Below are 22,226 nucleotides of genomic sequence, written 5' to 3' on the forward strand. Positions count from 1 at the left end.
TGGCGCCCCGCAAGCTGCAAAGCTTGCGGGGCGTTTTCTTGGGTGGCACAGTTTTACATCCCGCCCCACAATGCCGCCAAGGTGGCCAGCGCCGTCAGGCCCGCCGTTTCCGTGCGCAGGATGCGTGGCCCCATGGACAAGCCGATGGCGCCGGCGGCCAGGGCCGCCTTTTCTTCTGCCTCGGTAAAACCGCCTTCCGGCCCCACCATCACGGTGATCGCCTGCGGCGGCTGGTGGCGCGCCCAGTCGGCCAGCGGCTGCTGCGCGCGCGGCGTCAGGATGATGCGTTTATGTAAATCTTGCTGGCTGCTCCAGCTATTAAAGTCTTGCAATGGCGCCAGCTGCGCCAGGCGGTTGCGCCCGCATTGTTCCGATGCGGACACGATGATGCCTTGCCAATGCGCGAGTTTCTTCTCGGCCCGCTCGGCGGACAGGCGCACGACGCAGCGCTGCGCCGACAGCGGCACGATGCCGGCCGCGCCCAGTTCGATGGCTTTTTCGATGATCCAGTCCATTTTCGACGCTTCCGGCAGCGCTTGCGCCAGGGTCACGGCGTAAGGCAGTTCCGCCTCGCGCGCCACGTGCGCCTGGATTTGCGCCGTCACGCTGCGCTTGGCGACCGCCACCAGGCTCGCCTGCACTTCGCCGCCTTCGCCATTGAACAGGGTGATGACGTCGCCCGGCGCCAGGCGCACGACCTGAATATGGTGGGCGACAGCCTCCGGCAGGGAGACGGTGGCGCCGGCGACGAGCGGCTGGGGGCAGAAAAAACGCGGCATGCAAATCCTCAACGGGGGAGTAAGTGGGGTGGAAAGACGTCAAAGTATAGCCATTTGGCTGGCCAGTACGCCGCAATTCTAATTTGCGGCCCCCCAGTCTGGTAAAATAGTTGACTACATAAAGCAGCCGGCCTGGGTTCTTTCTTGTCCGTGCTGTTGCAAACGAATCCCAAACTCGCGACTGACCCACACCATCATGACAACTACGCTCCCGACTACCAAAATGGCCAATGCGATCCGCGCACTGGCAATGGACGCTGTACAAAAGGCCAACTCCGGCCATCCAGGCATGCCGATGGGCATGGCCGAGATCGCAGTTGCCTTGTGGAGTGGTCACTATCGCCACAATCCCGCGAACCCGAAATGGCAGAACCGCGACCGCTTCCTGTTGTCGAACGGCCACGGCTCGATGCTGCACTACGCGCTGCTGCACCTGACTGGCTACGAGCTGTCGATGGATGACATCAAGGCCTTCCGCCAGATGCATTCGAAGACCCCGGGCCACCCGGAAGTCGACATCACGCCAGGCGTGGAAACGACCACCGGCCCGCTGGGCCAGGGCATCGCCAACGCCGTCGGCATGGCTCTGTCGGAGCAATTGCTGGCCGCTGAATTCAACAAGCCTGGCCACGACATCGTCAACCACTACACCTACGCCTTCGTCGGTGATGGTTGCCTGATGGAAGGCATTTCGCACGAAGTGTGCGCGCTGGCCGGCACCCTGGGCCTGAACAAACTGATCGCCCTGTACGACGACAACGGCATTTCCATCGACGGCAAGGTCGAAGGCTGGTTCACGGACGACACCCCGGCGCGCTTCGAAGCGTACGGCTGGAACGTCATCCGCGCCGTCGACGGCCACGATGTTGCCGCGGTGGCTGCCGCCATCGCCGCCGCCAAGACCGCATCGAAGCCAACGCTGATCTGCTGCAAGACCATCATCGGCAAGGGTTCGCCGAACCTGCAAGGCGGCGACAAGGTCCACGGCGCCGCGCTGGGCGACAAGGAAATCGCCGCCGTGCGCGAATACATCGGCTGGGATGCCGCTCCGTTCGAGATGCCGGCCGACGTGTACGCGGCCTGGGATGCGAAAGAGCAGGGTGCCCTGCTGGAAGCGGACTGGAACGAGCGCTTTGCCGCCTACAGCCGCGAATTCCCGCAGCAAGCCGCTGAACTGACCCGCCGCATGCAGGGCGAGTTGCCACAGGCATTCGAAGCGGCCTTGTCGGCTGCCATCGCTTCCTGCGTGGAAAAGAAAGAAAACATCGCCACCCGCAAGGCCAGCCAGAACGCCATCCAGGCGCTGGCTTCGTCCCTGCCGGAATTCCTCGGCGGCTCGGCCGACCTGACCGGTTCGAACCTGACCAACTGGAAAGAGTGCGTGGCCGTGCGTTCGGGCCAGCCTGGCAACCACATCAACTACGGCGTGCGCGAATTCGGCATGAGCGCCATCATGAACGGCATCACCTTGCACGGCGGCTACATCCCGTTCGGCGCCACGTTCCTGACGTTCTCCGACTACAGCCGCAATGCCCTGCGCATGGCCGCCCTGATGAAACTGCGTTCGATCTTCGTGTTCACCCACGATTCGATCGGCTTGGGCGAAGACGGCCCGACGCACCAATCGGTCGAGCACGTCTCATCAATGCGTTTGATCCCGAACCTGGACAACTGGCGTCCATGCGACACCGTCGAGTCGGCTGCAGCCTGGGGCGCCGCCGTGCGCCGCAAGGATGGCCCGTCGACCCTGATCTTCTCGCGCCAGAACCTGCCGTACCAGGAGCGTAGCGCCGAACAGATCGAGAACATCTACCGCGGCGGCTATGTGCTGAACGACGTGGCGGACGCCAAGGCGATTCTGATCGCCACCGGTTCCGAAGTGGAACTGGCCGTCGCCGCCGCCAGCGCGCTGGCCGCCGAAGGCATCGCCGTGCGCGTGGTGTCGATGCCGTCGACCGATGTATATGATCGCCAGGACGCTGCCTACAAGGCCAGCGTGCTGACGAAAGGCGTGCCGCGCGTGGCCATCGAAGCGGGCGTGACCAGCTTCTGGTACAAATACGTGGGCCTGGAAGGCGCCGTGGTCGGTATCGACACGTTTGGCGAATCGGCGCCTGCCGGCGTGCTGTTCAAGCACTTCGGCTTCACGGTCGAGAACGTCGTCGCCAAGGTGAAAGCCGTTATCGCCGGCTAATATTGATTTTGAGCAGACCCTGGCCATTGCTGGCCGGGGTGCTGTGCTGATACCTTTTTTTTAATCAGGAGCAGAGTATGACGATCAAAGTTGCAATCAATGGCTACGGCCGCATCGGCCGTAATGTGTTGCGCGCTTTCTACGAAGGCGGCAAGAAACAGGATATCCAGATCGTTGCCATCAACGACCTGGGCGATGCCAAATCGAACGCCCACCTGACCCGCTACGACACCGCGCACGGCAAGTTCCCGGGCACGGTCACCGTCGAAGGCGACAACATGATCGTCAATGGCGATCCGATCCGCGTATTCGCACAGCGCAATCCTGCTGAAATTCCATGGGGCGAGCTGGGTGTGGACGTCGTACTGGAGTGCACGGGCTTCTTCACCACCAAAGAGAAAGCTTCGGCTCACTTGAAGGGCGGCGCGAAAAAAGTCATCATTTCGGCACCAGGCGGCAAGGACGTCGATGCGACCGTCGTGTTCGGCGTGAACCACTCGGTACTGAAATCGACCGACACCGTCATCTCGAACGCTTCGTGCACCACCAACTGCCTGGCACCGCTGGTCAAGCCGCTGAACGACGCCATTGGCATCGAAACGGGCCTGATGACCACCGTGCACGCCTACACCAACGACCAGGTGCTGTCCGACGTGATGCATGAAGACCTGCGCCGCGCCCGTTCGGCCACCATGAGCATGATCCCGACCAAGACGGGCGCCGCTGCCGCCGTGGGCCTGGTGCTGCCTGAGCTGAATGGCAAGCTGGACGGCTTCGCCATCCGCGTACCGACCATCAACGTCTCGCTGGTCGACCTGTCGTTCATCGCCAAGCGCGACACCACCGTGGAAGAAGTCAACGCGCTGATGAAGTCCGCTTCGGAAGGCGCCCTGGAAGGCATCCTGACGTACCAGACCGAACCGCTGGTCTCGATCGACTTCAACCACAACCCGGCTTCGTCGAACTTCGATTCGACCCTGACCAAAGTGTCGGGCCGCTTGGTGAAAGTATCGTCGTGGTACGACAACGAGTGGGGTTTCTCGAACCGCATGCTCGACACCACCGTTGCACTGATGTCGGCAAAGTAATTTTTTGACCGCATAAGAAAAAACGCCCAGGCTTACCTGGGCGTTTTTTTTCGTCTGTCGCCTGCGCATGTTCCGCTTATTCCTTGGGTTCGCACTGGTTGCGCCACTGCTCGCACGACGCCTCGACGCCCTGGTAGCACATGTTGAGGATGTAGTCGCAGTTTTCCGACGGAATCCACGCGCGCACGGCTGCCGTGCTGGAGAACGAAGTTGCGGCGCCGACGGCGATGGCAAAGACAAACAGGGCTTTTTTAACGGAAATCATTTTTCTCGCTTTCACAATTGGACAACGGTAGGGTGTCAACTCAAAGGCCGCCACGGCAGGCATGATGGGCTCGCCAAGCGTAGAAAAATATTAGCATTAAAATCAGAACGTTATTGCCATAAAGAAAAATATTCCTGCTAACGTTGCGGGTGCAGGCGGCGCCTATAAAAACGCCATAGCAGGCGCAAGTCGCGCAGCACGGGCACGCCCGACAGCAGGGTCAGCACGCCGGCGAGCAGGATGGTGGCGGCGGGAAATCCGATGTGTTTGAAGGCCAGGGCGCCGCTGACGCCGCCGATGAAGAAGCAGGCGATCAGCAGGCTGTGCGTTCTGAGCTTGCCGCGGTTAACCTTGACCATCCGGTCCGGCAGGTGGCGCCGGTTGTAATACGCCATCTTGCCCAGTTCGATGCCGATGTCGGTGGACAGGCCCGTCACGTGCGTGGTGCGGATGACGGCGCCAGAAATCTTGGTGATGATGGCGTTCTGTAAACCCATGACAAAGCACAGCAGCAAGATGGTGACGGGGCCCAGCACGTCGGGCATGGTGGCCAGGTAATTGCCCGTCAAGCCGAACAGCAGCAGTAATGCCGCTTCCAGCAGCAGGCTGGCGGCAAACTGGCTGTGCAGGCGCCGCCGCTTGCCCCAGTTCACCATGATGGCCGTCACGGCCGCGCCGCTGACAAAGGCCAGCCACGCGCCCAGCGCGGCCAGGGCCACCGTGATATTGCCCAGCGCCAGGTCGTCCGCCATGCCGGAGACGATGCCCGTCATGTGCGAGGTATAGCCGCCGATGGCAAGAAAGCCGCCCGCGTTCACGGCGCCGGCCACCAGCGCCAGCACGCAGCCCAGCTGCAGATTGGCTTGCGTATCGCGCGCCGATCCGCTCAGGCGCGACAGGTAATGGAGCGGCATGCCCGGGCCAGCCTCAGGCGGTGGCGCCGAAGATGGCTTGCCACAGGCGCATCACGTTGTCCGCATGCACGCGCACCCGTTCCGGTTCCACGCGGGCCAGGTCTTGCCCTTGCAGGCGCAACTGGTGCTGGAGCTTGCGCAGCGCGCGGTAGGCGTCGGCGACCTGGGCGGCCAGCTGGGCGTCGATCAGGCCCAGTTCGCCGCACAGGCGCAGCAGGGCGATATTGCCCGAGTTGGCCGTCAGCTGCGGATACTGCGCCGCATGCTGGAGCACCAGGTATTGCACCATGAATTCAATGTCGATCATGCCGCCCGGATCCTGTTTCAAATCGAAGCTGCCGGGGCGGGGCGGATGCGCGTCGAGCATCTTCTTGCGCATGGCTACCACTTCGCCCTTGAGCGGGCCGTTTTCCGGGCGTTCCTTGCGCAAAATCGTGTCGCGGATGCGCTCGAAATGCTTGCCGATGGTGGCGTCGCCGGCGCAAAAGCGCGCGCGCGTGAGCGCCTGGTGCTCCCACACCCAGGCCGCGCTGCCCTGGTAGCGCTCGAACGCCTGCACGCTGGAGACCAGCATGCCCGAGGCGCCATCGGGGCGCAGCGCGATGTCGATGTCGAACAAAATGCCGGCCGACGTGTGCGAGGTCATCCACGTAATGAAGCGCTGCGCCAGCTTGGCGTACAGGCCCGGCGCTTCCTGGTCGTCGTCGTCGAAGAGGAAAATGACGTCGAGGTCCGAGACATAACCGAGTTCCTTGCCGCCCAGCTTGCCATACGCGATGACGGCGAATTTCGGCACGTCGCGGTGGCGTGTGGGTAACGTTTGCCAGACGGCTTGCACGGTGGCGGCGACGATGATGTCGGCCAGTTGCGACAGGTAGTCGGCCAGCTTTTCCACGCTGAGGTCGCCCGCCAGGTCTTGCGCCAGGCACTGGAACAGCTGTGCGTGGTGCATTTCGCGCAGGATATCCATCTGCCGCTCCGTGTCGCCGGGCGCATCGTCGAGCTGGCGCTGCAGGTCGAGCGCCAGGGCGGCCGGGTCGGGCACCGTGTTGCGGATGCGCTCGTCTAACAGTTCGTCGAGCAAGATCGGGTGCTGCGTGAGGAAGGTGGCGGCCCAGCCGCTGGCGCACACCATGCGCACGACGCGCTCGAGCGTATGCGGGTATTCCGTCAGCAGCGACAGATAGGCCGAACGGCGCGCGATGGCTTCCAGGAAATCGAGCAGCCGGCCCAGGGTGGCCAGCTGGCTGGCATTGCCGTTGGACACGGAGCAATCGGTGATCAGGGGCAGGGCGGAATTGACGAGGGCGACGAGGCGCGTGCGGCTTGCCTCGGGCAAGGACTGCAAACGGGGCGCTTGCCACGTGGCCAGCAGGCGGCGCGCGCAGGCGGCCGGTTCATGGAAACCGAGGGCGGCAAAGCGTGCTTCGATGGCTTCCTGCTGGTCCGAGGCGGCGCAATCGTTCGACGTTTGCGGGTCGATGCCCGTGTCGGCCGGCGGCGTGCCGCTGCTCTTGTCGCTGAACATCTCGTCGAACTGGCCGGCGACAAACACGCGGTGCGCTTCCAGCTGGGCCAGCAAGGTGGCGGTGTCGGGCAAGCCCATCATCTGCGCCACGGTCAGGCGGTCGGCGTCGTTGGCGGGCAGGGTATGGGTTTGCGCATCGTCAAGATACTGCAGCCGGTGTTCGAGGTTGCGCAGGAAGGTGTAGGAGCCGAGCAGTTGTTCCACGATGGCCGGTTCCAATAGCCCCTTGTCCGCGACCGTGCGCAAGGTGGCGCGTGTGGAACGGTCACGCAGCTCGGCGTCGCGCCCGCCCCGTATCAATTGGAATACCTGGGCCAGGAATTCGATTTCGCGGATGCCGCCGCGGCCCAGCTTGACGTTGTTGCTGCGGTCCGGATGCAGCCGTTCCTGGCGGTTGACCTCGGCGCGGATCTGGCCGTGCATGGTGCGGATGGCGTCGATGACGCCGAAATCGAGGTAGCGGCGGAAGACGAACGGGCGCACGATGGCGTCAAGTGACGCGATATCTTCGGGCTTGCCCGTCACGGCGCGCGCCTTGACCCAGGCGTAGCGCTCCCATTCGCGGCCCTGCACGATCAGGTATTGCTCCACCATGCCCAGGCTGGCGGCCAGCGGGCCCGAGTTGCCGTTCGGGCGCAAGGCCATGTCCACGCGGAAAGTAAAACCATCCTGCGTGATTTCGGCCAGGGCGGCGATCAGTTTCTTGCCCATGCGAATGAAAAATTCGTGGTTGGACAGGCTGCGCTGGCCCGGTACGGTGACTTGCGTGTCGCCATCTTCCGGGTAGACAAAGATCAGGTCGATATCGGACGAAACATTGAGTTCGCCGCCGCCCTGCTTGCCCATCGCCAGCACCATCAAGGCCTGTTCCTCGCCCGATTCCTCGCCGACCGGCATGCCGTGCAGGGCCACCATCTCGGCCATGATGGCGTCCACGTGCGTGCGGATGGCGAAATCGGCAAAGCCTGTCATGGCAGTGACGACTTCGTTCAAGTCGGCCCGGCCTTCCAGATCGCGTGCGATCAGGCCGCAGACGAGCAGGTTGCGCAGGCGGCGCATGGCCCGCTCGGGCGGCAGCGGCGGCGTGGCGGCGTTCGCCTGGGCGGCCAGCTCGGCGGCAAAATCGAGCCCGTCCAGCGGCGCGCGCACCAGTTGCGCTACCTGCGCGGCGCGCTCGGGGGCGGCGTCCAGCCAGCGCTGGTAGAAACGGGAGGCGGAAATCAAAGGCTGTGTGCTCATGGTATCGGTAAGTGTCTCGTGGATGCGGCGTGCATGTTCTTGTTTAACTTGGCTGCGAACGGCGGGGGATGCGGTAAAATTATGCCGCTGGCCTCACGGCCGACATTGCGTGCTCTTCCGGACGATGGTAAGGGAGGCTTTGCTCAGACGCAAGCGCAAGGACGCAGGCGCGCACCACGAATGCAGACGATTTTTGCCATTATTTGACGCCGGACCAGTTTATTAGCTTATTGATGCAAAAACCGCCAGAAGCAAGCGTGACAGAACATGTGCCATTGGCTCTGCGCTGGCAGCGGCTGCGTGCTGCCTATCGCATGGCCAACCTGGCCACCCACCATGTGCTGGGTTTTACCATCAAACTGGTACTGCTCGCGTATTTCGCCTTCGCCGTGCTGTTTTTATTCCTGCGCTACGCGATTCTGCCGAATATCGATTATTACAAAGGTGATATCGAGCGGGCGGCCAGCCGCGCGCTGGGCAACCCCGTCAGCATTGCGCGTATTTATGCCTCCTGGCATGGCGTGCGGCCGAATCTTTTCCTTGGCGACGTGACCCTGCGCGACCAGGCGGGCCGCCAGGCGCTGAGCCTGCCGAGCATATCGGCTACCGTGTCGTGGTGGAGCGTGCTCGGTTCCGTGCGCTTCACTACCCTGGAAATCACGCGGCCCGACCTCGATGTGCGGCGCAGCAAGGATGGCAAGCTGTACGTGGCCGGGGTGTTGATCGACAGTACGCAAGGCAGCGATGGCAAGGGCGCCGACTGGCTGCTGTCGCAACATGACATCATCATTCGCGATGGCAAGGTGCGCTGGACGGACGAGGTGCGTGGGACACCCGAGCTGGCTTTATCGCAAGTCAATCTGCTGCTGCGCAACCGCTGGCGCAGCCACCGCCTGGGCTTGCAGGCCACGCCGCCCGCCAGTCTGGCCGCACCCATCGATGTGCGCGCTCACTTCACGCATCCGCCTTTCAGCACGCGCATCTCCGATGTGTCGATGTGGAAGGGCGAGCTGTACGCCGACCTGAAAAACGCCGACCTGGCTGCCTGGCGCCGCTACCTCGATTACCCGTTCGAACTGAGCCAGGGCAAGGGCGCCTTGCGCGCCTGGCTGAGCCTGGATCACGCGCGCCTGGCCGGTTTCACGGCGGACGTGGGTTTGACGGATGTGACGGCGCAGCTGGGCGAGCATATCGCGCCGCTCGACTTGCTGTCGGTCAGCGGACGCATTTCGGCAAAAGAAGAGTTCTCGGCGCAGGCACCCGACGGCAAACCAACGTTTGGCGCGAATGGGCACCAGGTGGAGTTGACGAATTTCGCGGTGGAAACCCGAGACGGCCTCAGCCTGCCGCCCACGACTTTGTCCGAGCGTTTCATTGCTGCCACCAAGCGCAAGCCGGCGCGCACGGAAATCACGGCCAAGTCGCTCGATTTGCAAACCCTGGCCGCGCTGGCCGACAAGCTGCCACTTGGCGAACAGCAGCGCCAGCGTCTCGACGCCCTGGCGCCGCGTGGGCGTTTGCAGGATTTTGCCGCGCAATGGGAAGGCGAGATGGCGACACCGGCCAGCTACCGTTTGCGCGGCAAGTTCATCGATCTGGGGCTGAACGCGCAGCCGGTGCGCCTGGCCGTGGCGAAGACGGCGACCGGCCCCGCGCAGGCAGCCGCACCGGCTATCCCCGGTTTCGAACATTTGACTGGCAGTATCGACGCCAGCGACAAGGGCGGCAAGGTCGATATCGATGCACGGGGATTGGTATTGCAACTGGCCTCCTATTTGAGTGAGCCGGCCTTGCCGTTCGAACAGTTCGAAATGGAGGCGCGCTGGGCTTTCCAAGCAGACAATATGCTACAAATCGACCTGGACAGGCTTGATCTTAATCAACAAGGCTTGCGTGTTGCCTTGCAAGGCACGCACCGGATGCCGCTCGACGGCAAGAACCTGGGCCAGGTCGACTTGACGGGCACGATCGATAATTTCGAGATCAACACCATCGGCCGCTATCTGCCGCTGCAAACGCCCGAGCATCTGCGCCACTGGCTGACGGGCGCGCTGGAAGGCGGCATGGCGCACGATGTCAGCCTGCGCCTGCGCGGCGAACTCGAGCATTTTCCGTTCAAGGCCGATACACCTGCCCAGCGCAACCGTGGCGACTTCCGTATTGCCGGCAAGATCGAGAATGGCAAGCTGAACTATGCGCCCGGCGAATTTGCGGAAAGCGGCCCGCTGGCAGGCAAGGCGCCCCTGTGGCCGCAGGCGGAAAAGATCAAGGGCAGTTTTGTGTTCGAGCGGGCGCGCATGGAAATTCGCGGCGACACGGCCACCACGGGCGGCGTGGCATTGGCGAACGTCAAAGCCGTGATCCCCGACCTGACTGTGTTCGACACCTTGCTCGACATCGAGGGCAACGCGGCCGGCCCGATGCAGGAATTTCTCAAGTACGTGACTGCCAGCCCCGTGCTGGGCTGGATCGAGCATTTCACGGATGAAACGACGGCGACGGGCAACGCCAAGCTGGCCCTCAAACTGCACTTGCCGATCGAGCGCATGCTCGAGTCGACCGTGCAGGGCAGCTTGCAACTGGCGGGCAACGACGTGGTGCTGTTCCACGACATGCCGCCCGTGCTGGGCACGCAGGGCAAGATCGAGTTCAACGAAAAAGGCGTCAACCTGAATGGTTTGAATGGCAGCCTGCTGGGTGGGCCGCTGGCCATCTCGGGCGGCACGCAGCCGGACAGTTCCATCCAGGTGAAACTGGCCGGCAACATGACCATCGACGGCTTGCGCAAGACCTATCCGGCGCCCGTGCTGCAGCGCCTGGCGAAACATTTGAATGGCGGCGCGCGCTACAACGGATTGATCACGGCGCGCGACCACCAGGTGGTGGTCAATGTCGAGTCGCCGCTGACGGGCCTGGGCCTGGACTTCCCCGCTCCCCTGAAAAAGCCCGCCGGCGACAGCCTGCCCGTGAAATTCACCCTGACGGGCAATGCGGCCAATGGCGCCGGCTTGCGCACGGACGATATCCGCATCGCGGTGGGTTCCAGCATCGCTGCCCGCTACCAGCGCCAGAAGCAGGGCAAGGATGCCTGGCGCCTGGTGCGCGGCGGCATCGGCGTGAACGTGCCGGCGCCGGAACCGGAGAGCGGCATGATGCTCAACGTCAATATGAAAACCCTGGACGTGGACAACTGGATTGCCACCGGCAGCGAGATCGCCGGCAACGCCACAGCGTCCGCCGATAGCGGTGCCGCCGACGATACGCCCGATATCGCGCAATACGTGGTGCCGGACATGATGGCGGCCCGCGCCAGCGAACTGATGCTGGGCGAGCGCAAGCTGGAAAACGTGGTGGTGGGCGCCACGCATCAAAAAGATGTGTGGCAAGCCAATATCGACGCGAAACAGGTGTCGGGCTATGTGACGTGGCTGGAAACACCATCCGGCCTGGGCAAGATGACGGCACGGCTGTCGTCGCTGATCATTCCGGAGTCGGCCGCCAATGATGTGAAGAATTTGCTGGAAGGAAAAAGCGGCGCCCAATCGATCCCTTCGCTCGATATCGTCGCCGAGCAATTCGAGCTGTTCAACAAGAAGATCGGCCGGCTGGAGTTGCAGGCCTATAACACCATGGCGGCGGGCGGGCGCGAGTGGCGCGTGGGCAAGCTGCAACTGTCGAACGCCGATGGCGCGCTGAGCGGCAGTGGCAAATGGGTCATCAAGGATGGGCAAAGCACGACCAGCCTGCGTTTCGGCCTCGACATCGTCGATGCGGGCAAGTTGCTCGACCGCTTCGGCTTTGCCGACACGGTGCGCCGCGGCAAAGGGCGCCTGAGCGGCGACATCGCCTGGAACGGCTTGCCGTATTCGCTCGACATTCCCACCTTGTCGGGGCAGATCGAGATGAACGTGGAGTCGGGCCAGTTCCTCAAGCAGGACCCGGGCGCGGCCAAGCTGTTGGGCGTGCTCAGCCTCCAAGCCTTGCCCCGCTTGCTGAAACTGGATTTCCACGACGTGTTTTCCGAAGGCCTGGCTTTCGACGGCATCACGGCCAACGCCAGCATCAAGCGTGGCGTGGTGACGACGAACAACCTCAAGATGCATGGCGTGGCGGCCACCGTGCTGATGGATGGCACGGCCGATATCGCCAATGAAACGACGAATCTGCACGTGGTGGTGATCCCCGAATTTAACCTGGGAACGGGACCGCTCGTGTATGCGCTGGCCGTCAATCCCGTCATCGGCCTGGGCAGTTTCCTGGCGCAATTGTTCCTGCGTGCGCCCGTGATGAAGGCGCTCACTTACCATATGCAGATCGCCGGCCCGTGGAAATCGCCCGTCGTGACCAAGCTCGATGGTGGTAAATTGGAAGCTGTCGCTGTGCCTGCCGCTGCGGCGGTGGAGGCCGTGGCGAAATAGGCGAGGCCTTCGAATCGATAAGAGGTGGCAATGATGCATACAGTCGCAGCAGTACAAATGATTTCCTCGCCATCCGTGGACGATAACCTGGCCACGGCGCGGCGCCTGGTGGCGCAGGCCGCCGCCGGTGGCGCGCAGCTGGTGGTGCTGCCCGAATACTGGGCCATCATGGGCAAGCAGGAAACGGACAAGCTGGCCCATGCGGAACAGCCCGGCAGCGGGCCGATCCAGGATGGCATGGCGCAGATGGCGCGCCAGCACGGCATCTGGCTGATCGGCGGCACCTTGCCCCTGATCTCGGGCCAGGAGGGCAAGGTTTTGAATACGACGCTCGTGTACGATCCGCAAGGCGAACCGGCCGGCCGCTACGACAAGATCCACCTGTTCGGTTTTACGCGCGGCATCGAGTCGTACAATGAATCGCGCACCATCGTGCCCGGTGCGCAAGTGCGCGCTATCGAGACGCCGTTCGGCCGCGTCGGCCTGTCCATCTGCTACGACTTGCGCTTTCCCGAACTGTACCGCGCCATGGGCGATTGCGCGCTGATCGTCGTGCCCGCCGCGTTTACCCATACGACGGGCAGCGCCCACTGGGAAGTGCTGCTGCGCGCGCGCGCCATCGAAAACCAGTGCTATGTGCTGGCCTCGGCGCAGGGCGGCCTGCATCCGAACGGCCGGCGCACCTGGGGCCACAGTATGCTGATCGACCCGTGGGGCGAAGTGATCGCCGTGTTGCCCGAAGGCGAGGGCGTGGTCAGCGGCGAGATCGATCTGGTGTTCCTGGCCGGCGTGCGCGAGTCGCTGCCGGCCCTCACGCACCGCACCATGTAAATTGAATTGTGAGAAAAAGCCATGATCCCATTTGAACCCAATCTGTCCAGCCTGGCCGTGGCACGCGATATCCTGCTCACGCCGTTCGGCCTGGACGAAGACAAGCTGCTCAAAGCCCTGGGCACGATGTTTACGCACAAGGTCGACTATGCCGACCTGTATTTCCAGTCGACCAAGAGCGAAGGCTGGAGCCTGGAAGAGGGCATCGTCAAGACGGGCAGCTTTTCCATCGACCAGGGTGTGGGCGTGCGCGCCGTGTCCGGCGACAAGACGGCGTTTGCGTATTCCGACGACATTTCCGAACGGGCCCTGCTGGAAGCGGCGGCGGCCACGCGCACGATTGCGCGCGCGGGCGCCGGCAAAATCAAGATCGCGGGCCAGATGCAGCCGCAGGGCGGACGTTCCTTGTACCTGCCCAACGATCCACTGGCCTCGCTCGATGCCACGGCCAAGGTGCAGCTGCTCGAGCGCGTGGAAAAGATGGCGCGCGCGAAAGACCCCCGCGTGGTGCAAGTGATGGCGGGCCTGGCCGGCGAATACGACGTGGTGCTGGTGCTGCGCAGCGACGGCGTGCTGGCGGCCGACATCCGCCCGCTGGTGCGCGTGTCGCTGACCGTGATCGCGGAACAGAATGGCCGCCGCGAAACGGGCTCGGCCGGTGGTGGCGGGCGTTTCAGCTATGACTATTTCAGCGATGCCGTGCTGGAACAATACGCGACGGACGCCGTCAATTCGGCCTTGGTGAACCTGGAAGCGCGTCCCGCGCCAGCCGGTCCCATGACCATCGTGCTGGGCCCGGGCTGGCCCGGCATCCTGCTGCACGAAGCGATCGGCCATGGCCTGGAAGGTGATTTCAACCGCAAGGGCTCGTCCGCGTTTTCGGACCGCATCGGCGAGCGCGTGGCCGCCAAGGGCGTCACCGTGGTCGATGACGGCACCCTGGCTGGCCGGCGTGGTTCCCTGAACATCGATGACGAGGGCAATCCCACGCAGTGCACGACTCTGATCGAGGATGGCATCCTGAAGGGTTACATCCAGGACACGATGAATGCGCGCCTGATGAAGATGCCCGTGACGGGCAACGCGCGCCGCGAATCGTTCGCCCACCTGCCCATGCCGCGCATGACGAATACGTATATGCTGGGCGGCGACAAGGACTCGGGCGAGATCCTTGCGTCCGTCAAAAACGGCTTGTATGCCGTCAACTTCGGCGGCGGCCAGGTCGACATCACGAACGGCAAGTTCGTCTTCTCGGCCAGTGAAGCGTACATGATCGAAAACGGCAAGCTCAGCTATCCGGTGAAGGGCGCGACTCTGATCGGCAATGGCCCGGACGTGCTCAACCGCGTCTCCATGATCGGCAACGACATGCGCCTCGATTCCGGCGTGGGCATCTGTGGCAAGGAAGGGCAAAGCGTGCCCGTGGGCGTGGGACAGCCGACCTTGCGCCTCGATGGTATTACGGTTGGCGGGACTACCTGATTTTTTCGGGCACTGCGCGGCCAACAACGGTGTCGGATTACGCGCGGCTGCGCCCCGCTAATCATCGTACCTACATTTCTGGCATGCTGATCGTGTAGGTCGGGTTAGCCCGAAGGGCGTAACCCGACACCACCGCTATTTCTCAGAATTTGTACTTCACCCCCGCACTGACAAAGCGTCCCGCCGCGCCCGCGTAGTCGAGCGGGTTGTAGCCCGTGGCGCCATACGTCAGCGGGTCGAGCGGGGCGATCTTGTCGAACAGGTTTTGTATCGTCGCAAACACTTCCAGCTTGGGCGTGGCCAGCCAGCGGGCCGTCAGGTCCACCGTCGTGAACGAGGCGATGCGGCAGCCGCGCGGCGCGTCCGTGCCGTCGGCGAAATGCGTGGCGCAGCCGTCCGGGTCATTCTTGAACAGTATGTTGTCGAGCGGCGCGCGGTAGTTGACGTTGGCCGTGACCCGCCAGTTCTGGCGCTCCCAGGTGGCGCCCAGGTTGATGCGGTCGTCGGGCGTCCCCATGCAGTTGGACACGTCGCAATTGCCATGCGTGCCGGCAAAATCGCGCTGCGTGCCATCGCGTTCCGTGCGCAGCCATTTGTACAGATGCGTCCACTTCAGGTCGAAGGTCAGGTTGCCATAGTCGCCGCCCAGGTTGAAGCGCTGGCGGGCGTCGATATCGATGCCGCGCACCGTCGTTTGCGCCGAATTCACATAATTGGCCAGCACGGCCGTGATGGCGCCCGGATCGCCGGCAATGCCGGTGGCCGTGGACGGGTCGCGCGCCACGTTGCCAGCGGCAATGGCCGTATCCGTTTGCTCCTGGTTGATTTCATTCTTGCGGCGGATTTGCCACAGGTCCACGGAAATGCTGCTGCGCGGCAGCGGGTCCCACACGGCACCGACGGAAAAGCTGCGCGAACGCTCCGGTGACAGGTTCGGATTGGGTGAGGTGATGACGGCGATCGGCGCGGGATCGCACGCCACTTCCACGCCCAGCGCGCAGCGCAGCGGATCGCTGGCGGTGGAGAACGCGGCCAGGCCGCCGACGCCGTTTTCCGCCGCGCTCGGCGCACGGAAACCCTTGGCGAAGGTGCCGCGCAAGGCCAGTTCTCGCATGGGCGTCCATTTCACGCCCACTTTCGGCGTGTAGGAATTGCCCACGTCGGTGAAATGGTCGGCGCGCAGGGCGCCTGACAGCTCGACGGTTTTCAGCACGGGCGCCAACACTTCGGCGTAGATGGCCGAGGCGTTGCGGCTGCCCTTGTAGGCAGAATAGCCGAGGCCGATGATATTGCCCCGTTCCGTGCCTGTGGTGGGCTTGAGTTCCGTCGATTCATGGCGGAATTCCGCGCCCACGGCCACGCCCAGGCCGCCGCCTTCCAGCTTGGCCACCTCGCGGCTGGCCTTGAAGTCGATCTGCGCGATATGCGTCTTGGCATCGTTCGAGATGCGCGGCGACAGGGCAGCGTAGAGCTCGGGCGAATTGAGGCCCGCGTTTTCCGCGATGCGCCACAGGCTGCCGGCCGGCAGGGCCGCATACGCAGGGTTCAGGCTGGCCGCCGCCACGTTGGTGGCGGTTGGGTTGAGCAGGGCGAAGGCGACGTCGCGCTGCAGGTAGCCGTTCAAGTCGTTCGACACCTTGTTCTGCGAGTACAGCAGGGCGCTGTCGATATCCCAGCCCGCCACCGTGCCTTTGATGCCGGCGACAAAGCGCGTGAAGGTGGAATTGACTTCCGACAGGCGCGGCCCCACGTCGGCTGCCAGGTAGCGCAGCCGCGCCGCCGTGCCGAAATACGGATTGTCCGGGTGGGCCGCGCCGAGCGACACGCCCGCATTGCTGACGGGGCCGCCCGGGTAGCCGACCGAGCCGCTGATGCCCGATGGCGTGGTGGCCGAGTGCGATTCGCTGTGATACACGTTCAATTCGGCATACGTTTGCAACGCTGGCGTCAGTTGCCAGGCGGCGCGGCCAAAGAAATTGATGTTCTTCTGTTTCGGCTGGATCTGGCTGTATTGCTGCGCGGCATCTGTCAGGCAGCCGCCGCCCGGGTCGCCCTGCGGATGCGTGGTGAAGTTGCCGCAGGCGGCGCCGGGGAAGGTGCGCGTAAAACCCACGCCGGCCAGGTTGCCGCGGTTGTAGTAGTCGAGCGTGTCGGGATTGCGCACATTGCCGTTGACGGCGCTGCCGGCCGCGTTGTTGGTGGTGATGGCGCCCGCGCCGCTGAGCGACTCCTGCGCGCTGAAGCCCAGGTCGCGCAAGTCGCCGCGCCCCACGGCGCCCCGTCCGGCCCGGTCGCGGTTCCAGATGGCGGCTTTTTCGCTGTACTCGAGGTTCAGCAGCACGTTGTAGCGGTCGCTGTCGATGTCGCCGAAGCCGTGCGTGATGGCGGCGCGCGCGTCGCGCCCGTCCCACTCCTTCGTCTTGCCGTAATTGCCCTTGATGGCCGTGCCCTGGTAGTCGCGCCGCAGGATCACGTTGACGACGCCGGCGATGGCGTCCGAACCGTAGATGGCCGAAGCGCCATCCTTGAGGATTTCCACCCGTTCCACCGCTTCCAGGGGAATGATGTTCAGGTCGGCAAATACCTTCTGGCCATCGTCGGCCAAGCCATACGGCGCGACGCGGCGCCCGTTCAGCAGCACCAGGGTCGAGGCCGTGCCCAGGCCCCGCAGCGACACGCCGGAAGCGCCGGCGGCAAAGCCGTTGCCGAAAGTGGTGGGCACCGAGCCCTGGTTGTCGACGGCCAGGGTCTGCAGCAGTTCGGCCACGCTGGACTTGCCCGATTTTTCAATGTCGGCCGCGTTCAGGGTTTGTACGGCCGACGCCGTTTCCGCTTGCGCGCGGCGGATGTTTGAACCGGTGATTTCCACGCGGGCAACGGGGGCAGCTTCCTGTGCCAGGACGGGTAGACTCAGCAGCGCACTGGCCAGCGCCAGGCCCAGTCTGGGTGGTGAAAAAGTAGCGGATGGTAAGAATGGTGTAGGGATCATGCGGTTCTCCGGAAAGGTCAGGCAGTCAGGAATCGTCGATGCGTCCTTGAGTTTTGCCCGTGCGGCGATGCCGAGAGTAGATCTAGATCAAGTAGTGTCTTGCTTGTCGTCGATAGAATGGCTGGCGTGGCGTGGTTGCCACGGCGGACACAGCGGTAGTGGCCCGCGAGTGGGTATCGGCAGCGCGCAACTTTTTATGCTTTTTAACGTATTTTGCAGTGTAAAACGGTGGCGACATGCGGCTTTGCCGATAAATATGCTTGCCAACCCGTGCAATTTAGGTTTATAGTCGATCATCACTTACGGATGACTCACATGTTCGCTCGCCACTTTTTTACCGCTTATTTTTACTTTAGCAATTCCAACCCAAAGGCGGTGGAGTAGCGGTCGGTTCACGTAGCAGCAAAACGAGATCCCAGCAAATTCTAAAAAACCGCCACCGATGGCGGTTTTTTTTTACCCAGATGTTTTACCCTTCCTTAAATTTTGGAGAAAATGATGCCCCGCACCGATGATTTGCGTATTCGCGAAATGAAGGAATTGACCCCGCCGTCCCACCTGATCCGCGAATTCGCCTGCTCGGAGCAAGCCGAACAGACCGCCGCCAGCGCCCGTATTGCCCTGCACCGTATCCTGCACGGCCAGGACGACCGCCTGATGGTGGTGATCGGGCCTTGCTCCATCCACGATACCAAGGCGGCGATGGAATATGCGCGCCTGCTGGTCAAGGAGCGTGCGCGTTTCGCGGGCGAACTGGAAATCGTCATGCGCGTCTACTTCGAGAAGCCGCGCACCACGGTGGGCTGGAAGGGCCTGATCAACGATCCGTACATGGACAACAGCTTCCGCATCAACGACGGCTTGCGCATGGCGCGCGAACTGTTGCGCGATATTAATGAGCTGGGCTTGCCGGCCGGTACCGAGTTCCTCGACGTGATCAGCCCGCAATATGTCGCCGACCTGATCAGCTGGGGCGCCATCGGCGCGCGCACGACGGAGTCGCAGGTGCACCGCGAGCTGGCGTCGGGACTGTCCTGTCCCGTCGGCTTCAAGAATGGCACGGACGGCAACGTGAAAATTGCCGTGGAAGCCATCAAGGCCGCCTCGCAGCCGCACCATTTTCTTTCCGTCACGAAGGGGGGGCACTCGGCCATCGTTTCGACCAACGGCAACGAGGATTGCCACATCATCTTGCGCGGCGGCAAAACGCCGAACTACGACGCGGCCAGCGTGGACGACGCTTGCAAGGCCATCGCGGCGCAAGGCCTGGCGGCGCGCCTGATGATCGACGCCTCGCATGCGAACAGCTCGAAAAAACCGGAAAACCAGATTCCCGTATGTGCCGATATCGCCAGCCAGGTAGCAGGCGGCGACGACCGCATCGTCGGCGTGATGGTGGAATCGCACCTGGTGGCGGGGCGCCAGGATTTGATCCCAGGCAAGGAATTGATCTACGGCCAGTCTGTCACGGACGGTTGCATCGACTGGAGCGCCAGCGTGGCCGTGCTGGAAAACCTGGCGCAAGCCGTGAAGCAGCGCCGCTTGAAGGGCGACGCGGAATAAAGTGACGTGGCGCGCAGCATGAAAAAAAGCCCGGAAAGCTAAGCTTTCCGGGCTTTTCAGTTTTCAGCCGAGAGCAGATGCCGTCAGCTTAGAACTTGTAGGAACCGCTCAGGTAGAACTGGCGGCCCAGGGCGCTCGAGTACGATGGGTTGTAGCCCACTTGATGCGAACCCGTGTTACGCAGGGTGAACGGCGGATTGCGGTCGAACAGGTTCAGGATGCCGCCCGTGATTTCCACGTTCTTCATCGGACGGTAGGCCGTCTGGAAGTCGAAGGTGGTGTAGCTCGGCACTTCCAGCTGGATGCCATAGCATTCGCCAGGGCTGCCGGCCACGATCACGGCGCAGTCTTTCGCTGTCTGTTCCTTGTCCGTATAGCCGTTGCGGTAGCTGGCGCTCAGCGTATGCGTGAACTTGGCCGTCTCATACGTGGTGGTGGCACGGATGATGTTGCGGAAGCTGACCTTGTCGTTCGAACCGTAGCGATTCAGGCTGGTTTCCCATTGATCATCGGTGCCTGGCGTCGTGTAGCGCGAACGCAGCAGGTAGGTACCCATCAGGCGGCTCGTCAGGCGGCCGTCCAGCAGCTTCATCTTGTGGGTGAAGTCGTAGTCGATACCGCGGTTTTCCACCTTGCCGATGTTAATCGGCAGCAGCTTGATGGCCAGCACGTCCTTGCCCGTCGAGCTGATGTGCTTGGTGGTGAACAAGTTGGCGTACTTGGCAGGATCGTTGAAGATCAGGCCTTCGGACACGGCGGTCACCTGGTCGCGGATTTCCACGTTCCACAGGTCGAACGACATCGACAGGCTGTCGATTGGCTCGAACACGGTACCGATGCTCCATTGCTTCGACGTTTCCGGCTTCAGGTCCGGATTGCCGCCCTGGAAGGCTTCGAACTGCTGGCGTCCCACGCCGCTGCAGTAGCTGGCCAGCGGATGGCCGCCCATGCCGGTCGCCGCCGTCAATGGGCATTGATAGTTACCGCCCGTGACGCCCCAGTCTTCCAGTGGGCCGGCGATTTCCTGCATGCTGGCGGCGCGGAAGCCGGTACCGGCAGCGGCGCGGAACATCAGGCTCTTGGTGGCGGAATACTTGCCGCTGATTTTCCAGGTGGTGGCGTTTTCTTTTTTGCCTACCGTCTTGCCCGTCAGCTTGTCGTCGATGGCGCCGATCTGGTCGTAACGCAGCGAGCCGGTCATTTCCAGTTTTTTCGAGATCGGCATCATCAGCTCGGCATAGGCGCCGGCATTGTCGCGCGCGTATTCGCTGTCGACTTGTGCATTGTCAAACAGGATTTGCGCCTGTTTGGCAACGTTCGCCTGCTGCACCTTGTACGAGGTGTTGCGGAAGTCGGCGCCCACGCCCAGCATGGCCGTGCCGCCTGGCAGCGAGAACACAGAACGCGAAGCGCGGCCGTCGATGCCCTTCATTTCCACGGTTTGCGTGTTGTAGGTGCCGCTGAAGCCCGTGCCCAGCAGTGCCTGGCGCATGGCGTCCGGCATGGAGCCCACCGGGTAGGCGAACGGGTCGATATTGCCGGCGGCCACTTGCGCGTCGAATTTGTCGGCCAGCGGGAAACCGCTGACGTATTCCTGCGTCTGCTTGTTTTTCGAGTACGTTACGGCGGAGTTGATGTCCCAGCCGAATGCATTGCCATCGATACCGGCGACGATATGGGTGGCTTTGGTGCCGTAATCGTAGACGCGGTTGCCCATTTCCGACAGGCGGTAGTTGGCGACGGCGCCCGTGGCGTTGGCCAACTGCGCTGGCGTCAGGTTCGGCGCCAGATATTTGTTGAACAGCGGCGAGCCGACATCGACGGAGAAATCGGCCGGGTACGGCGCAATGCTGGCGACGACGCGCGCTTCCGTGTAGGCGAGGTCATAGAAACCCTGGAAGCCGGTTTTGCCCAGTTTGACGGTACCCGAGCTGAAGATGGCGTCGCGCTTCGATTCCGGATTGATTTCGATGGTCGATGGCGAATCGAAGTAGCAGTTGCCGTTGCCATAGAAATCCATGTTGCTGGCGGCGCATTTGCCGCCATGGGCCAGTGCGTACGGGTTCAGGTTGACGCTGTCGACGAAGGGCTTGTTGGTCTCCGGATTGATGACTACGGCGCCCGTCACCGGATCGGTGCGGTTGTAATCGACAGCGGCGTTGCCTGGCGCCGAGCGCGAGGAACCGTTGATGAATTGCAGTGCCTTGCCGTTCTTCGGATCGTTGAAATTGATGATGCCGCTTTTCGCGAAGCTGCGCTGCGATGCTTTCAGCGATTTTTGTTCGTCATGGCTGGCCGACACGAAGATGCTGTAGCCGTCTTCGTCGATGTCGCCAAAGCCCTTGCTGATGGAAATCGAGTTGCTGGCGCCACCTTTTTCTTCAGGACGCGAGTACTTGGCATTGATTTCCAGCGGCGATGCGCCTTTTTTCAGGATGAAGTTGACCACGCCGGCGATGGCGTCGGCGCCATACAGGGCCGAGGCGCCGTCCGTCAGCACTTCCACGCGCTCGATGGCCGACAGAGGGATCGAGTTCAGGTCGATGGTGGTGCCCGAATTGGATGGGGCAATACGACGGCCGTTCAGCAGCACCAAGGTGTAGGCTGCGCCGATATCGTGGATCGAGGCCGTGGTGACGCCGCCGCCGCCGCCGCCCACCGAATCGGCGGCCACGGAGAAGCCCTGCATCGCAGGAATTTGCTGGATGAAATCGGTCACGGTGGTGACGCCGGTTTTCTTGATGTCTTTCTGGTTGAACGACTGCACCGGCAGCGACGCTTCGGAAGCGATGCGCTTGATGCTTGAACCCGTGACTTCCACGCGTTGCATGGTGCCATCTGTTGTTTCTTGTGCATACGCGGCGTGCATGCTCAGGGCCATGCCGCCTGCAAACATCAGGCGCAGCGACCGCGATATTACATTTTCTATCATCATC

The 22,226-nt window shown here is 62.8% G+C and carries 12 protein-coding genes; 6 read left to right on the forward strand and 6 right to left on the reverse strand.

Going from position 1 to position 22,226, the window contains the following annotated elements:
* Positions 1-53: 53 nt before the first annotated feature.
* Positions 54-779: a 16S rRNA (uracil(1498)-N(3))-methyltransferase gene (locus AC4BCN_RS06845; protein WP_139090164.1), complete on the reverse strand. Its 726-nt coding sequence runs from the start codon at positions 777-779 to the stop codon at positions 54-56.
* 196 nt (positions 780-975) lie between these two features.
* On the opposite strand from AC4BCN_RS06845, the gene tkt reads away from it, so the two are divergent.
* Together tkt and gap are read left to right on the forward strand one after the other, a co-directional pair.
* The gene (gene tkt / locus AC4BCN_RS06850; protein ID WP_128140449.1) at positions 976-2,973 is read left to right on the forward strand and encodes a transketolase; all 1,998 of its coding nucleotides are present in this window, start codon (positions 976-978) and stop codon (positions 2,971-2,973) included.
* A 77-nt stretch (positions 2,974-3,050) separates the two neighbouring features.
* Entirely contained in the window at positions 3,051-4,061 is a 1,011-nt protein-coding gene (gap, locus tag AC4BCN_RS06855) for a type I glyceraldehyde-3-phosphate dehydrogenase (protein WP_046685413.1), read from the forward strand.
* Positions 4,062-4,137: 76 nt separating this feature from the next.
* On the opposite strand, the gene AC4BCN_RS06860 is transcribed toward gap, so the two are convergent.
* The 3 genes from AC4BCN_RS06860 to glnE form a co-directional block, all read right to left on the reverse strand.
* Positions 4,138-4,326, reverse strand: a complete 189-nt coding sequence (locus AC4BCN_RS06860) for a major surface glycoprotein (protein WP_490492861.1) — start codon at positions 4,324-4,326, stop codon at positions 4,138-4,140.
* A gap of 137 nt (positions 4,327-4,463) precedes the next feature.
* Positions 4,464-5,240: a YoaK family protein gene (locus AC4BCN_RS06865; RefSeq protein WP_490492862.1), complete on the reverse strand. Its 777-nt coding sequence runs from the start codon at positions 5,238-5,240 to the stop codon at positions 4,464-4,466.
* Positions 5,241-5,253: 13 nt separating this feature from the next.
* A complete protein-coding gene (gene glnE, locus AC4BCN_RS06870; RefSeq protein WP_490492863.1) occupies positions 5,254-8,007 on the reverse strand; it encodes a bifunctional [glutamate--ammonia ligase]-adenylyl-L-tyrosine phosphorylase/[glutamate--ammonia-ligase] adenylyltransferase in 2,754 nt (917 codons plus the stop codon).
* A gap of 257 nt (positions 8,008-8,264) precedes the next feature.
* Here glnE and AC4BCN_RS06875 point away from each other — a divergent pair, with 257 nt between their 5' ends.
* From AC4BCN_RS06875 to tldD, 3 genes are read left to right on the forward strand one after another with little or no spacing between them, the layout of a single operon-like run.
* Positions 8,265-12,425: a YhdP family protein gene (locus AC4BCN_RS06875; protein WP_490492864.1), complete on the forward strand. Its 4,161-nt coding sequence runs from the start codon at positions 8,265-8,267 to the stop codon at positions 12,423-12,425.
* Between the two features lie 30 nt (positions 12,426-12,455).
* Positions 12,456-13,256 carry a carbon-nitrogen hydrolase family protein gene (locus AC4BCN_RS06880; protein ID WP_128140445.1) on the forward strand — a complete coding sequence of 267 codons (801 nt, stop codon included), beginning with the start codon at positions 12,456-12,458 and terminating at the stop codon, positions 13,254-13,256.
* 21 nt (positions 13,257-13,277) lie between these two features.
* The gene (tldD, locus tag AC4BCN_RS06885; protein WP_485882464.1) at positions 13,278-14,738 is read left to right on the forward strand and encodes a metalloprotease TldD; all 1,461 of its coding nucleotides are present in this window, start codon (positions 13,278-13,280) and stop codon (positions 14,736-14,738) included.
* A 142-nt stretch (positions 14,739-14,880) separates the two neighbouring features.
* Here the strand turns inward: tldD and AC4BCN_RS06890 are convergent, their stop codons facing one another.
* Entirely contained in the window at positions 14,881-17,727 is a 2,847-nt protein-coding gene (locus tag AC4BCN_RS06890) for a TonB-dependent receptor (RefSeq protein WP_485882462.1), read from the reverse strand.
* A 498-nt stretch (positions 17,728-18,225) separates the two neighbouring features.
* Here AC4BCN_RS06890 and aroG point away from each other — a divergent pair, with 498 nt between their 5' ends.
* Positions 18,226-19,290 (forward strand): 3-deoxy-7-phosphoheptulonate synthase AroG, encoded by a 1,065-nt coding sequence (gene aroG / locus AC4BCN_RS06895; protein WP_485882651.1) that lies wholly within the window; start codon positions 18,226-18,228, stop codon positions 19,288-19,290.
* Positions 19,291-19,378: 88 nt separating this feature from the next.
* Here aroG and AC4BCN_RS06900 read toward each other — a convergent pair whose 3' ends face one another.
* A complete protein-coding gene (locus tag AC4BCN_RS06900) occupies positions 19,379-22,225 on the reverse strand; it encodes a TonB-dependent receptor domain-containing protein (protein ID WP_456148637.1) in 2,847 nt (948 codons plus the stop codon).
* Position 22,226: the final 1 nt, after the last annotated feature.

The sequence above is a fragment of the Janthinobacterium sp. Bl 1 genome, assembly GCF_058215535.1.

Coding starts and splice junctions, on each gene's coding strand:
- AC4BCN_RS06860 (WP_490492861.1), bottom strand. CDS start 4,326: ATGATTTCCGTTAAAAAAGCCCTGTTTGTCTTTGCCATCGCCGTCGGC.
- gap (WP_046685413.1), top strand. CDS start 3,051: ATGACGATCAAAGTTGCAATCAATGGCTACGGCCGCATCGGCCGTAAT.
- AC4BCN_RS06845 (WP_139090164.1), bottom strand. CDS start 779: ATGCCGCGTTTTTTCTGCCCCCAGCCGCTCGTCGCCGGCGCCACCGTC.
- tldD (WP_485882464.1), top strand. CDS start 13,278: ATGATCCCATTTGAACCCAATCTGTCCAGCCTGGCCGTGGCACGCGAT.
- AC4BCN_RS06890 (WP_485882462.1), bottom strand. CDS start 17,727: ATGATCCCTACACCATTCTTACCATCCGCTACTTTTTCACCACCCAGA.
- AC4BCN_RS06900 (WP_456148637.1), bottom strand. CDS start 22,225: ATGATGATAGAAAATGTAATATCGCGGTCGCTGCGCCTGATGTTTGCA.
- tkt (WP_128140449.1), top strand. CDS start 976: ATGACAACTACGCTCCCGACTACCAAAATGGCCAATGCGATCCGCGCA.
- glnE (WP_490492863.1), bottom strand. CDS start 8,007: ATGAGCACACAGCCTTTGATTTCCGCCTCCCGTTTCTACCAGCGCTGG.
- AC4BCN_RS06880 (WP_128140445.1), top strand. CDS start 12,456: ATGATGCATACAGTCGCAGCAGTACAAATGATTTCCTCGCCATCCGTG.
- AC4BCN_RS06865 (WP_490492862.1), bottom strand. CDS start 5,240: ATGCCGCTCCATTACCTGTCGCGCCTGAGCGGATCGGCGCGCGATACG.
- aroG (WP_485882651.1), top strand. CDS start 18,226: ATGCCCCGCACCGATGATTTGCGTATTCGCGAAATGAAGGAATTGACC.